The sequence below is a fragment of the Serratia sp. Nf2 genome, assembly GCF_003028435.1.
Classification (GTDB): Bacteria; Pseudomonadota; Gammaproteobacteria; order Enterobacterales; family Enterobacteriaceae; genus Serratia; species Serratia marcescens_L.
The window spans coordinates 50,834-65,425 of record NZ_PYTW01000004.1; the positions used below are offsets into that span (position 1 = coordinate 50,834).

The window sequence follows — 14,592 nt, forward strand, 5'->3', positions numbered from 1 at the left end:
CCCGCCTTTCGCTCTCTCTGTCTGAAATTCAACCGTGCATCGCCAGACAGAGTTAGCTATGATGTTGCGCCGATTTTTCATGGCTGTTATTACGGAGTTTCCCGCACATGACCCAGAAAGAAATTTGGTACGAAACGCTGCATACGGGCTTCGGCCAGTACTTCTCGGTAGAGAAGGTGCTGTACCGCGAGAAGACCGATCATCAGGATCTGGTGATCTTCGAGAACTCAGTACTGGGGCGCGTGATGGCGCTCGACGGCGTGGTGCAAACCACCGAGCGTGACGAGTTTATCTATCACGAAATGCTGACCCACGTGCCGCTGCTGGCGCACGGCGCGGCGAAGAAAGTGCTGATCATCGGCGGCGGCGACGGCGGCATGCTGCGCGAAGTCAGCCGGCATCCTGGCGTAGAGCAGATCACCATGGTCGAGATCGACGCCGGTGTCGTCGAGTTCTGCCGCCAGTACCTGCCCAACCACAGCGCCGGCGCCTATGACGATCCGCGCTTCAAGCTGGTGATCGACGACGGCGTCAACTTCGTGAACCAAACCGACGAAACCTTCGATGTGATCATCTCCGACTGCACCGATCCGATCGGCCCCGGCGAAAGCCTGTTCACCTCGGCGTTTTATGAAGGCTGCGCCCGCTGCCTGAATGAGGGCGGTATTTTCGTCGCGCAAAACGGCGTCTGTTTCCTGCAGCAGGACGAAGCGGTCAACAGCCACGCCAAACTGAGCGGCTATTTTAGCGACGTCAGCTTCTATCAGGCGGCGATCCCGACCTATTACGGCGGCATCATGACCTTTGCCTGGGCGAGCCAGAACCCGGCGCTGCGCCAGCGCGATCTGCCTACCCTGCAACAGCGCTTTAACCAAAGCGGCCTACACTGCCGTTATTACAACCCGGCAATTCACGTCGGCAGCTTTGCCCTGCCGCAATATTTGCTCAATGCCCTGAACGTAACACGTTAAGCGAGAAGATAAAGGAGGTGGCCCAAATTGCATAAGCTAAAACTGCACGGCTTCAACAACCTGACCAAGAGCCTGAGTTTTTGTATTTACGATATTTGTTACGCCAAGACCGCGGACGATCGCGACGGCTATATCGCCTACATAGACGAACAATATAACGCCAACCGGCTGACCGAGATCCTGAGCGAGACCTGCTCAATCATCGGCGCCAATATTCTGAACATCGCGCGTCAGGATTACGAGCCGCAGGGCGCCAGCGTCACCATCCTGGTCAGCGAAGAGCCGATCGATCCGAAAGACGTCGATACGTCGGAACACCCCGGCCCGCTGCCGAACACGGTCGTCGCGCACCTGGACAAGAGCCACATCTGCGTACACACCTACCCGGAAAGCCATCCTGAAGGCGGACTGTGTACCTTCCGCGCCGATATCGAGGTCTCGACCTGCGGCGTCATTTCGCCCCTCAAGGCGCTGAACTACTTAATTCACCAGTTGGAATCCGACATCGTCACCATGGACTATCGCGTGCGCGGTTTTACCCGCGACGTGAACGGCGTGAAACATTACATCGATCATGAGATCAATTCGATCCAGAACTTTATGTCGGAAGACATCAAGGCGCTGTACCACATGATGGACGTGAACGTTTACCAGGAAAATATCTTCCATACCAAGATGTTGCTGAAGGATTTCGATCTGAAGCACTACCTGTTCAACGCGGAGCCGGAAGCGCTGAGCGCCGCCGAACGCAAACAGATCACCGATCTGCTATGGAAAGAGATGCAGGAAATCTATTACGGCCGCAATATCCCGCCTCTGTGATGGAAAGGGCGCGGTACGCCGCGCCCTGATGCTTAGTACTTCAGCATGAAAGAACGATAGGCCTTCAACACCAACAGGAAATCCTCAACGCCGCAGAATGAGAGGCTTTCTTCGTCGTAGTAGTTCATCCCCTCTTCCATTTCATCGCCCTCGAACTCCAGCTGATTGGCGCGGATCATCACTTCTTCACCATCCATCAACAGCGTATATTCATGGCCTTCCAGCTGCCATTGACGTTCGCTGCCTTTGACCTCGGCCGCACCGGCTTCGATGCGGTCCAGCAGGTTGAAATCGCCTTTGACTTCTTCGTTGATCCAGTGGCCAATCGCTTCATGCCCCATCGAAAATCTGACGATCACCTGACCGGTGACGTCACGCAGAAATTCGTAATCCATAGCATGCCCTCCTGAGCCCTTTTTCTTAGTGTAAACATAAATTGATTGCTAACTCAGTGAGCGCTCGCAAAGTTGGCAACTGAGCAAAATAAAACGGGAGGCCAAGGCCTCCCGTTAAACAGTTGCGCAATATAGCGGCTTACACGGCGGTCTGGAAGATCACGCCGTCAGCTTTTTCGGTGTACTGCCCCAACTGGTCAAAGTTCAGGTAGCGATAGGTATCCGCCGCCGTTTTGTCGACCTGCGCCATATAGGTCTGGTACTCGTCCGGCGTCGGCAGGCGGCCCAACAGGGACGCAACCGCAGCCAGTTCGGCAGACGCCAGATAAACGTTGGCACCGGTGCCCAGACGGTTCGGGAAGTTACGGGTCGAGGTGGAGACCACCGTCGCACCGTCCGCCACGCGCGCCTGGTTGCCCATGCACAGCGAGCAGCCCGGGATCTCGATACGCGCGCCGCTCTTGCCGAAGACGCTATAGTAGCCTTCTTCGGTCAGCTGGGCCGCGTCCATCTTGGTTGGCGGCGCCACCCACAGACGGGTCGGCAGTTGGCCCTTGTGCTGATCCAGCAGCTTGCCGGCCGCGCGGAAGTGGCCGATGTTGGTCATGCAAGAACCGATGAACACTTCATCGATTTTGCTGTTGGCCACGTCGGACAGCAGGCGCGCATCGTCAGGATCGTTCGGCGCGCACAGGATAGGCTCTTTGATCTCGTTCAGATCGATGTCGATCACCGCCGCGTATTCCGCATCCGCATCGCCTTCCAGCAGCTGCGGATCCGCCAGCCATTTTTCCATGCCCTGGATACGGCGCTCCAGCGTACGGCGATCGCCGTAACCTTCGGAGATCATCCACTTCAGCAGCACGATGTTGGAGTTCAGGTACTCTTCGATCGGCGCCTTGTCCAGCTTGATGGTACAACCGGCGGCGGAACGTTCGGCGGACGCATCGGTCAGCTCAAACGCCTGCTCGACCTTCAGGTCCGGCAGACCTTCGATCTCCAGAATGCGGCCGGAGAAAATGTTTTTCTTGCCCTTCTTCTCGACGGTCAGCAGCCCTTGCTGGATCGCGTAGTAAGGGATGGCGTGCACCAGATCGCGCAGGGTGATGCCCGGCTGCATTTTGCCTTTGAAGCGCACCAGCACCGACTCAGGCATATCCAGCGGCATCACGCCGGTCGCGGCGGCAAACGCCACCAGGCCGGAACCGGCCGGGAAGGAAATGCCGATTGGGAAGCGGGTATGGGAATCGCCGCCGGTGCCGACGGTGTCAGGCAGCAGCATACGGTTCAGCCAGGAGTGGATCACGCCGTCGCCCGGACGCAGCGAGACGCCGCCACGGTTCATGATGAAGTCAGGCAGCGTATGGTGCGTGGTCACGTCGACCGGTTTCGGGTACGCGGCGGTGTGGCAGAACGACTGCATGACCAGATCGGCGGAGAAGCCGAGGCAGGCCAGGTCTTTCAGCTCATCGCGGGTCATCGGGCCGGTAGTGTCCTGAGAACCGACGGAGGTCATCTTCGGTTCGCAGTACTCGCCAGGGCGAATGCCGGCGACGCCGCAGGCGCGGCCGACCATTTTCTGCGCCAGCGAGAAGCCTTTGCTGCTGGCGGCAACCGGCTTGGCGATACGGAACACCTCGCTGTGCGGCAGACCCAGCGCTTCGCGCGCCTTGGTGGTCAGGCCGCGGCCGATGATCAGCGGGATACGGCCGCCGGCGCGCACTTCATCCAGCAGCACGTCGGTTTTCAGCTCGAAGTTGGCGATCAGCGCGCCGGTTTCGTGGTTGCGCACTTCACCTTTGTACGGGTAAACGTCGATCACGTCGCCCATGTTCAGCTCGGACACGTCCACTTCGATCGGCAAGGCGCCGGCATCTTCCATGGTGTTGAAGAAGATAGGCGCAATCTTGCCGCCCAGCACCACGCCGCCGCCGCGCTTGTTCGGCACGTGCGGGATGTCGTCGCCCATAAACCACAGCACGGAGTTGGTGGCAGATTTACGGGAAGAACCGGTGCCGACCACGTCGCCGACGTAGGCCAGCGGGAAGCCTTTCTTGTTCAACAGCTCGATCTGTTTGATCGGGCCGACGCTGCCTGGCTGATCCGGCACGATGCCTTCACGTTCGTTTTTCAGCATCGCCAGCGCGTGCAGCGGGATGTCCGGACGCGACCAGGCGTCCGGCGCCGGAGAAAGGTCATCGGTGTTGGTTTCGCCGGTGACTTTGAACACGGTGACGGTGATCTTTTCCGCCAGCTCAGGGCGCGACAGATACCATTCGGCATCGGCCCAGGACTGCATGATCTGCTTGGCGTGCGGGTTACCGGCCTTGGCCTTCTCTTCCACGTCGTAGAAGTTGTCGAACATCAGCAGCGTGTGGGACAGCGCTTTGGCGGCGATGGGCGCCAGCGTTTCACTGTCCAGGGCGTCGATCAGCGGGTGAATGTTATAACCGCCCTGCATGGTGCCTAACAGTTCAATGGCTTTCTCGGGGGAAACCAGGGGGGATGTCGCTTCGCCTTTGGCGATGGCCGCCAGGAAACCTGCTTTGACATAGGCGGCTTCGTCGACGCCCGGTGGAACACGGTTAATCAGCAGGTCTAACAGGAATTCTTCTTCGCCTTTTGGCGGATTCTTCAGTAGTTCGACCAGCGCGGCCATTTGGGTGGCGTCTAGCGGCTTAGGGGCGATGCCCTCAGCGGCACGCTCGGCTACGTGCTTACGGTATTCTTCTAGCACGACGTTCTCCTCGCTCTCATTGTCATTTATTGTGCCTGGCGTATATGCAAACCGGGTTTATACCCTTGGGGTTTCACTCTGTGGCTAGGCGATCGGCCCGTAAAGGCCCCGAAACGGTGATTGGGGCAAACAAGCACGGTCAAACAGCGTTACAGCATGAAAGACTGATGGGTAGAGCGCACGGCGATATTGATGCCATCTATCCTGACGGGGCACTGCTGTCGATGTCCTGGACTGTAAGGTACAGTGCCCGGTTCCGCTCAGCCAGCATATCAGGATTTGAAACGGTTGTTAATTCGTTCACATAAAAGCAACATTAAATCTTTGCTGAATCGTTGAGCGCAGCGTAATCGGCTGCCGGACTAGCAGGGCATTATATCCATATAGTTGGAATGGATATAAGAAGAGAGATCGGAATTTGGCGCTGCGGCCACAAAAATACCGCTTTCTGAATTTGAGCAAAAAAACGGCCCCTTGTCAGGAGCCGCTTGTTAACCGGTCAAACCAGCAGAATTACTTCTTCTTGGCTTTCGGGTTAGGCAGGTCGGTGATGCTGCCTTCGTAGATTTCCGCCGCCAGGCCCACGGATTCGTGCAGGGTCGGGTGAGCGTGGATGGTCAGCGCGATGTCTTCCGCGTCGCAGCCCATCTCGATAGCCAGACCGATTTCACCCAGCAGCTCGCCGCCGTTGGTGCCGACAATCGCGCCACCGATGATGCGGTGAGTTTCTTTGTCGAAGATCAGTTTGGTCATGCCGTCTGCACAGTCGGAAGCGATCGCACGGCCGGAAGCCGCCCACGGGAAGGTGGAGGTTTCGTAGCTGATGCCTTTCTCTTTCGCTTCTTTCTCGGTCAGACCCACCCATGCCACTTCCGGCTCGGTGTAAGCGATGGATGGGATCACTTTCGGATCGAAGTAGTGCTTCATGCCGGCGATAACTTCTGCGGCAACGTGGCCTTCGTGCACGCCTTTGTGCGCCAGCATCGGCTGACCGACGATGTCGCCGATAGCGAAGATGTGCGGCACGTTGGTGCGCAGCTGTTTGTCGACATTGATGAAGCCACGCTCGTCAACTTCAACACCGGCTTTGCCGGCATCCAGCAGTTTGCCGTTCGGCACGCGGCCGATCGCCACCAGCACCGCGTCGTAACGCTGTGGCTCTGCCGGCGCTTTTTTACCTTCCATCGTGACGTAGATGCCGTCTTCTTTGGCTTCTACCGCGGTCACTTTGGTTTCCAGCATCAGGTTGAACTGCTTGCTGATACGCTTGGTGAAGACTTTCACCACGTCTTTATCTGCCGCCGGGATAACCTGATCGAACATCTCAACGACGTCGATCTGTGAACCCAGCGCATGGTATACGGTGCCCATTTCCAGGCCGATGATGCCGCCGCCCATAACCAGCAGACGCTCTGGGACGGTTTTCAGTTCCAGCGCATCGGTGGAATCCCACACGCGTGGATCTTCATGAGGAATGAATGGCAGTTGGATCGGACGAGAACCTGCAGCGATGATGGCGTTGTCGAAGTTGATGGTGGTTGGGCCGTTTTCGCCTTCCACAACCAGGGTGTTAGCGCCGGTGAACTTGCCCAGGCCGTTGACCACTTTCACTTTACGGCCTTTCGCCATGCCAGCCAGACCGCCGGTCAGCTGAGTGATGACTTTTTCTTTCCAGACGCGCACTTTGTCGATGTCGGTTTTCGGCTCGCCGAAAACGATGCCGTGTTCGGCCAGCGCTTTGGCTTCTTCGATCACTTTGGCAACGTGCAGCAGTGCTTTGGAAGGGATACATCCCACGTTCAGGCAAACCCCGCCCAGAGTGGAATAACGTTCAACCAGAACGGTTTCAAGACCTAAGTCAGCGCAACGAAAGGCTGCAGAGTAACCTGCCGGGCCCGCCCCAAGTACCACGACCTGAGTTTTAATTTCAGTACTCATCATGACCTCTTAATTGATTGTCCGGCGGGTCAGACGTCATTTTTATTGCTAATCGATCTCATAACGCCCTTCATCCACCGGGACGCTTACACCGCGAGCAGTTTACAGAATTGTTAATAATCTGCAAAGCGTGTTCGAGTGACCCGTGTCTCAACAATTTTGTCGAGTTGTGCAAAATCCGACAAAACTGCTACAGAATCGTCAGGGGCGCAGCATGCTGCGCCCCTTTTGCATTACATCACCAGACGGCGAATGTCGGACAACATGTTGTTGATGATGGTGATGAAGCGCGCACCATCGGCACCGTCGATAACGCGGTGGTCGAAGGACAGCGACATCGGCATCATCAGGCGCGGCATGAACTCTTTACCGTTCCAGACCGGCTCCATCGCAGACTTGGAGACGCCCAGGATAGCCACTTCCGGCGCGTTGACGATCGGCGCGAAGTGAGTCGTCCCGATGCCGCCCAGGCTGGAGATGGTGAAGCAGCCGCCCTGCATCTCGCCCGCGGTCAGCTTGCCGTCGCGCGCTTTCTTGGAGATGGCCATCAGTTCGCGAGACAGCTCGGTGATGCTCTTCTTGTTCACGTCCTTGAACACCGGAACCACCAGGCCGTTCGGGGTATCAACCGCCACGCCGATGTTGATGTATTTCTTCAGCGTCAGCTTCTGACCGTCTTCGGACAGCGAGCTGTTGAAGCGCGGCATCTGCTCCAGAGCGGCAGCAACGGCTTTCATGATGAACACGACAGGCGTGAACTTCACGTCCAGCTTGCGCTTGGCCGCTTCTTCGTTCTGCTGTTTGCGGAACGCTTCCAGATCGGTGATGTCGGTTTTGTCGAAGTGAGTCACGTGCGGGATCATCACCCAGTTGCGGCTCAGGTTCGCGCCAGAGATCTTCTGGATGCGGCCCATTTCGACTTCTTCGATCTCGCCGAACTTGCTGAAGTCCACTTTCGGCCATGGCAGCATGCCTGGCAGACCGCCGCCGGCAGCAGCCGGAGCCGCTTCAGCGCGTTTCACCGCGTCTTTCACGTAAGCCTGAACGTCTTCGCGCAGGATGCGGCCTTTACGACCGGTGCCTTTCACTTTCGCCAGGTTAACGCCGAATTCACGCGCCAGACGACGAATGACCGGGGTCGCGTGCACGTATGCCGCGTTCTCGGCGAACTCGCCTTTGTCGTCAGCTTTCGCAGCCGGTGCGGCGGCTTTAGCGGCGGCCGGTGCCGGCGCAGCTTCCGCTTTAGCGGCTGGAGCGGCGGCAGCGGCAGGCGCAGCGCCTTCCACTTCGAACACCATGATCAGGGAGCCGGTTTTCACTTTGTCGCCGGTCGCGATCTTGATCTCTTTCACGGTACCCGCGAACGGTGCAGGCACTTCCATGGAGGCCTTGTCGCCTTCCACGGTGATCAGAGACTGCTCGGCGGCAACCTTGTCGCCCACCTTAACCATCACTTCGGTCACTTCGACTTCGTCGCCGCCGATATCCGGCACGGCGACGTCTTTGGCCGCAGAGGCCGCAGGCGCTGCAACGGCGGCAGGTGCTTGCGCCGCAGCCGGGGCCGCAGCGGAAGCGGCGCCGGCCACTTCGAACACCATGATCAGGGAACCGGTTTTCACTTTGTCGCCGGTCGCGATCTTGATCTCTTTCACGGTGCCCGCGAACGGCGCAGGAACTTCCATGGAAGCCTTGTCGCCTTCTACGGTGATCAGGGACTGCTCGGCTTCCACCTTGTCGCCCACTTTCACCAGGATCTCGGTCACTTCGACTTCGTCAGCGCCGATGTCCGGCACGGCAACGTCTTTAGCCGCAGCGGCGGCCGGGGCCGCTGCTGCCGCCGGTTTTTCTTCCGCTTTCGCCGCCGGTGCAGCTTCCGCTGCGCCTGCCGCTTCGAAGATCATGATCAGTTTGCCGGTCTCGGTTTTATCGCCGACCGCCACTTTGATCTCTTTCACCACACCCGCCTGCGGGGAGGGCACTTCCATGGAGGCCTTGTCGCCTTCCACGGTGATCAGCGATTGTTCCGCTTCAACTTTATCGCCGACCTTCACCAGGATCTCGGTGATTTCGACTTCATCTGCACCGATGTCCGGTACGTTGATTTCGATAGACATTATTCAGTACCTCTTAGGCCAGACGCGGGTTAACTTTTTCCGGGTTGATGTCGAATTTCTTGATTGCATCGGCAACCACAGAAGCTTCGATCTCACCGCGTTTAGCCAGTTCACCCAGAGCAGCAACCACCACGTAGGATGCATCGACTTCGAAGTGGTGACGCAGGTTTTCGCGGCTGTCCGAACGACCGAAGCCGTCGGTGCCCAGTACGCGATAATCGCTGGCCGGCACATAAGTACGAACCTGTTCGGCGAACAGTTTCATGTAGTCGGTAGAAGCTACCGCCGGCGCGTCGCTCATCACCTGAGCGATGTAAGGCACGCGTGGCGTTTCGGTTGGGTGCAGCATGTTCCAGCGCTCGCAATCCTGGCCGTCGCGCGCCAGTTCGGTGAACGAGGTCACGCTGTAGGTGTCGGAACCCACGCCGTAGTCCTTCGCCAGGATCTGCGCAGCTTCGCGCACGTGGCGCAGGATGGCACCGGAGCCCAGCAGCTGTACCTTGCCTTTGCTGCCTTCCAGCGTTTCCAGCTTGTAGATACCCTTGCGGATACCCTCTTCCGCACCCTGCGGCATCGCAGGCATGTGGTAGTTTTCGTTCAGCGTGGTCAGGTAGTAGTACACGTTTTCCGGGTTGTCGCCATACATGCGCACCAGACCGTCGTGCATGATCACCGCCACTTCGTACGCGTAAGCCGGATCGTAAGAGATGCAGTTAGGGATGGTCAGAGACTGAATGTGGCTGTGGCCATCTTCGTGCTGCAGACCTTCGCCGTTCAGGGTAGTACGGCCCGAGGTCCCGCCGATCAGGAAGCCGCGCGCCTGTTGGTCGCCCGCTGCCCAGCACAGGTCGCCGATACGTTGGAAACCGAACATCGAGTAGTAGATGTAGAACGGAATCATCGGCAGATCGTTGGTGCTGTAGGAAGTCGCTGCGGCCAGCCAGGAAGAGGCTGCGCCCAGTTCGTTGATGCCTTCCTGCAGGATTTGGCCTTTCTCGTCTTCTTTGTAGTAAGCCACCTGCTCACGGTCCTGCGGGGTGTACTGCTGGCCGTTCGGGCTGTAGATACCGATCTGACGGAACAGACCTTCCATACCGAAGGTACGCGCTTCGTCGGCGATGATTGGCACCAGGCGATCTTTGATCGACTTGTTCTTCAGCATCACGTTCAGGGCACGCACGAAGGCGATAGTGGTGGAGATCTCTTTGTTCTGCTCTTCCAGCAGCGAGCTGAAATCTTCCAGCGCCGGCATTTCCAGCTTCTGAGTGAACTCCGGCAGACGCGTCGGCACGTAGCCTTTCAACGCCTGGCGACGTTCGTGCAGGTATTTGTACTCTTCGGACTCTTTCTCGAAGGTGATGTACGGCAGTTTTTCGATGTCAGCATCGGCAACCGGCACATTGAAACGATCGCGGAAGTGGTGAACCCCTTCCATGTTCATTTTCTTCACCTGGTGAGCGATGTTTTTACCTTCCGCGGTTTCACCCATGCCGTAACCTTTGATGGTGTGGGCCAGGATAACGGTCGGTTTGCCTTTGGTGTCCTGCGCTTTTTTCAGTGCAGCGAAGATTTTCTTCGGGTCGTGACCACCACGGTTCAGCGCCCAGATTTCGTCGTCGGTCATGTCTTTGACCAGCGCCGCGGTTTCCGGGTAACGGCCGAAGAAGTGCTCGCGCACGTAAGCGCCGTCTTTGGATTTGAAGGTCTGGTAGTCGCCGTCCAGGGTCTCGTTCATCAGCTGAACCAGTTTACCGCTGGTGTCTTTACGCAGCAGTTCGTCCCAGCGGCCGCCCCAGATCACTTTCAGCACCTGCCAGCCTGCGCCGGAGAAGATGCCTTCCAGTTCGTTGATGATCTTGCCGTTGCCGGTGACCGGGCCGTCCAGGCGCTGCAGGTTGCAGTTGATGACGAACACCAGGTTGTCCAGCTTCTCGCGGGTCGCGATGGTGATGGCGCCTTTGGATTCCGGCTCATCCATCTCGCCGTCGCCCAGGAAGGCGTAAACGGTCTGCTCAGAGGTATCTTTCAGGCCACGGTGTTCCAGATATTTCAGGAACTTCGCCTGATAGATGGCGCTGATTGGGCCCAGGCCCATGGAAACGGTCGGGAACTGCCAGAATTCCGGCATCAGTTTAGGATGCGGGTAAGAGGACAGGCCGTTGCCGTGCACTTCCTGACGGAAGTTGTTCATTTGTTCTTCGGTCAGGCGGCCTTCAAGGAAGGCACGCGCGTAAACGCCCGGAGAGATGTGGCCCTGGAAGTACACCAGGTCGCCGCCGTCTTTCTCGTTGCGTGCGCGGAAGAAGTGGTTAAAGCAGACTTCATAGAAGGTCGCGGAAGACTGGAAGGAAGCCATGTGGCCGCCCAGCTCCAGGTCTTTTTTGGATGCGCGCAGAACGGTCATGACCGCGTTCCAACGGATCGCAGAGCGAATGCGGCGTTCCAGATCCAGGTTGCCTGGGTAGGCCGGTTCGTCTTCTACCGCGATGGTGTTGACGTAGTTGTGCGCTGCAGCACCGGCCGCAACGTTAACGCCGCCTTTGCGGGCTTCTCCCAATACCTGATCAATCAGAAACTGAGCTCGCTCAACACCCTCTTCACGGATGACCGATTCGATCGCCTGCAGCCAGTCGCGGGTTTCGATCGGATCCACGTCATTGTTTAAACGTTCTGACATGGTGGTATTCCTTATCTGTCTAATGGTTTGTTTGGAGCCTGTCTTCCTGTGTTCTGTGCAAAAACACACGAAGACAGGCCCATCAGTTTAGTTGCCGCTTAAGTACTTAACTAAGTACCTCGAACTTAACCCCCGCAGGCTGGTGTACCCTGAAGAGGACAGCTCTTAATCCTTGCGTTGCTGGAGACGCCGTAGCGATCTCTCGCGCCGAGTATGCTCCCGGCTGAGATCCAGCAAGATTTCCTCGATAAACGCCAAGTGGCGATGCGAGGCTTCACGGGCCTTTTCCGGCTCGCGTGCCACAATCGCCTCAAAAATCCCGGCGCGGTGGCTGCTCACTTTTGCCAACATCTCACGGCGCGAGTAGAGCAATTCAAAGTTCTGACGCACGTTCTGTTCCAGCATCGGCCCCATGCAGCGTAGCAGGTGAAGTAACACAACGTTGTGGGCAGCTTCGGTCACGGCGATTTGATACTGCATGACCGCATCGGCTTCGGCGTCGAGATCGCCGCTGTCTTGAGCCTGTTGAATCACGATATGGCAGTCGCGGATGCGCGCCAGATCTTCATCGGTGCCGCGCAGCGCCGCGTAATAGGCGGCAATGCCTTCCAGCGCGTGACGGGTTTCCAACAGATCGAACTGTGATTCGGGATGGTCGGCCAGCAGCTCGGCCAGCGGATCGCTGAAGCTCTGCCACAGATTAGTTTGCACGAAGGTGCCGCCGCCCTGACGGCGCAGGAGCAGCCCTTTCGCTTCCAGGCGCTGAATGGCCTCTCTCAGAGAAGGACGGGAGACATCAAATTGTTTCGCCAGCTCGCGCTCCGGAGGCAGTTTTTCGCCTGGGCGGAGTGTCCCCTCGAGGATCAGGTATTCGAGCTGTTGCTCGATAACATCTGACAACTTGGGTTGGCGGATTTTGCTGTAGGCCATGAGTGAATTCTTCTCTGCGAATGGCGCGGAGTCAATTGGTAATACCAATTTCAAAAACGTGACGGTAAAGTAACAAAGTATTCACCTCCTGTCCATACGGGCCTTGATCGAAATCAGGTTACCCGCACATTTTAACACCCCGCTGAAAACCCCGCTGCAAACCGGTAACGCCGTGATGGTATTACCATTTACGCGCCGGGTTGGGGATTTAACTTTTACCAAACCTTACGCAAGGCAGAGTGCAAACTTTTTGCCCGAGTTTTATTGCATGGTTATGACGCTTTGATGAATGACTATTTGGCGAGCAGCGCAACGGGAGTTCGTTCATTATTTGAACGTACGCCGCCGTTCAGATCTACGTTATTTTTGCGCATTATGTGATTTGTTGCTTATTTCATGCACTGAATCCCCCCTGCCATCACACAACCCGCATTTTGTTTCCTAAACTGCTGCAATCTTAATCACTCACACGACAAAGCAGGTGCAAACCGACGCGCATAACATTATTCTCTGCCAAACGGTAGCGGCGCCGTGGAATTAATAGCTATAACGCCGTAAATAAAACAAAACACACATCGTAACCACTGCTTTACGGGCATGTGGGCATTCACAACGACAGAGGGTTAGATTGATGGATGGTCAACAGCATGGTGACCAGCTGAAACGCGGCCTGAAAAACCGCCATATTCAGCTCATCGCCTTAGGTGGCGCAATCGGCACCGGGTTATTTCTCGGTATCGCTCAAACAATAAAAATGGCCGGCCCATCGGTTATTCTCGGCTACGCCATCGGTGGCTTCATCGCGTTTCTGATCATGCGCCAGCTGGGTGAAATGGTGGTGGAAGAGCCGGTCGCCGGTTCCTTTAGCCACTTTGCCTACAAATACTGGGGCAATTTTGCCGGCTTCGCTTCCGGCTGGAACTACTGGGTGCTGTATGTCCTGGTGGCGATGGCGGAGCTGACCGCGGTCGGCATCTATGTGCAGTATTGGTGGCCGGAGATCCCCACCTGGGTCTCCGCCGCGGTGTTCTTCCTGGCGATCAACGCCATCAACCTGGCCAACGTTAAAGTTTACGGCGAGATGGAGTTCTGGTTCGCCATCATCAAAGTGGTGGCGATTATCGGCATGATCGTGTTCGGCGCCTACCTGCTGTTCAGCGGCATGGGCGGCCCGGAGGCCACCGTCACCAACCTGTGGGCGCAGGGCGGGTTCTTCCCCAACGGCGTCATGGGACTGGTAATGGCGATGGCGGTGATCATGTTCTCCTTCGGCGGCCTCGAGCTGGTCGGCATCACCGCCGCCGAAGCCGACAACCCGCAAAAAAGCATTCCGAAAGCCACCAATCAGGTGATCTACCGCATCCTGATCTTCTATATCGGTTCACTGGCCATTCTGCTGTCGCTGTACCCGTGGGGCAAAGTGGTCGAAGGCGGCAGCCCGTTCGTGCTGATCTTCCACGCGTTGAACAGCAACCTGGTGGCGACCGTGCTGAACATCGTGGTGCTCACCGCCGCGCTGTCGGTGTACAACAGCTGCGTCTACTGCAACAGCCGTATGCTGTACGGCCTGGCGCAGCAGGGCAACGGCCCGAAAAGCCTGCTGAAGGTCGACGGCCGCGGCGTGCCGGTGGTGGCCATCGGTATCTCCGCCCTCGCCACCGCGCTGTGCGTGCTGATTAACTACCTGATCCCGGGGCGGGCCTTCGAATTGCTGATGGCATTGGTGGTATCGGCGCTGGTGATCAACTGGGCGATGATCAGCCTGGCGCATCTGAAGTTCCGCGCCGCCAAAAACCGCGAAGGCGTGGTGCCGAAGTTCAAAGCCTTCTGGTACCCGTTCAGCAACTACCTGTGCCTGCTGTTCATGGCCGGCATCCTGGTGATCATGTACCTGACGCCGGGCATTCAAATCTCGGTGCTGCTGATCCCGGTGTGGGTGGCGATCCTGGCCGTCGGTTACGCTATCAAACAGCGTAGCCAACGCGTCGATGGCGTCACCAGCCGTTGA

At 57.5% G+C, this 14,592-nt stretch carries 9 protein-coding genes; 3 read left to right on the plus strand and 6 right to left on the minus strand.

Going from position 1 to position 14,592, the window contains the following annotated elements:
- Nucleotides 1–107: 107 nt before the first annotated feature.
- Both speE and speD read left to right on the plus strand, forming a co-directional pair.
- Nucleotides 108–971 carry a polyamine aminopropyltransferase gene (speE, locus tag C9411_RS10535; protein WP_107227026.1) on the plus strand — a complete coding sequence of 288 codons (864 nt, stop codon included), beginning with the start codon at nt 108–110 and terminating at the stop codon, nt 969–971.
- 27 nt (nt 972–998) lie between these two features.
- A complete protein-coding gene (gene speD / locus C9411_RS10540) occupies nt 999–1,793 on the plus strand; it encodes an adenosylmethionine decarboxylase (RefSeq protein WP_063988722.1) in 795 nt (264 codons plus the stop codon).
- Between the two features lie 32 nt (nt 1,794–1,825).
- Here speD and yacL read toward each other — a convergent pair whose 3' ends face one another.
- From yacL to pdhR, 6 genes are all read right to left on the minus strand, one after another.
- Nucleotides 1,826–2,188, minus strand: a complete 363-nt coding sequence (gene yacL, locus C9411_RS10545; protein WP_004937507.1) for a protein YacL — start codon at nt 2,186–2,188, stop codon at nt 1,826–1,828.
- Between the two features lie 139 nt (nt 2,189–2,327).
- On the minus strand, nt 2,328–4,925 hold the full coding sequence (acnB, locus tag C9411_RS10550) for a bifunctional aconitate hydratase 2/2-methylisocitrate dehydratase (protein ID WP_063988721.1): 2,598 nt from the start codon (nt 4,923–4,925) through the stop codon (nt 2,328–2,330).
- 513 nt (nt 4,926–5,438) lie between these two features.
- Nucleotides 5,439–6,863, minus strand: a complete 1,425-nt coding sequence (lpdA, locus tag C9411_RS10555; RefSeq protein ID WP_004937500.1) for a dihydrolipoyl dehydrogenase — start codon at nt 6,861–6,863, stop codon at nt 5,439–5,441.
- 233 nt (nt 6,864–7,096) lie between these two features.
- Nucleotides 7,097–8,977: a pyruvate dehydrogenase complex dihydrolipoyllysine-residue acetyltransferase gene (aceF, locus tag C9411_RS10560; RefSeq protein ID WP_107227027.1), complete on the minus strand. Its 1,881-nt coding sequence runs from the start codon at nt 8,975–8,977 to the stop codon at nt 7,097–7,099.
- A 13-nt stretch (nt 8,978–8,990) separates the two neighbouring features.
- The gene (aceE, locus tag C9411_RS10565; protein WP_063988719.1) at nt 8,991–11,654 is read right to left on the minus strand and encodes a pyruvate dehydrogenase (acetyl-transferring), homodimeric type; all 2,664 of its coding nucleotides are present in this window, start codon (nt 11,652–11,654) and stop codon (nt 8,991–8,993) included.
- A 165-nt stretch (nt 11,655–11,819) separates the two neighbouring features.
- On the minus strand, nt 11,820–12,584 hold the full coding sequence (pdhR, locus tag C9411_RS10570) for a pyruvate dehydrogenase complex transcriptional repressor PdhR (protein ID WP_004937490.1): 765 nt from the start codon (nt 12,582–12,584) through the stop codon (nt 11,820–11,822).
- Between the two features lie 631 nt (nt 12,585–13,215).
- Here pdhR and C9411_RS10575 point away from each other — a divergent pair.
- The gene (locus C9411_RS10575) at nt 13,216–14,592 is read left to right on the plus strand and encodes an amino acid permease (protein ID WP_048234660.1); all 1,377 of its coding nucleotides are present in this window, start codon (nt 13,216–13,218) and stop codon (nt 14,590–14,592) included.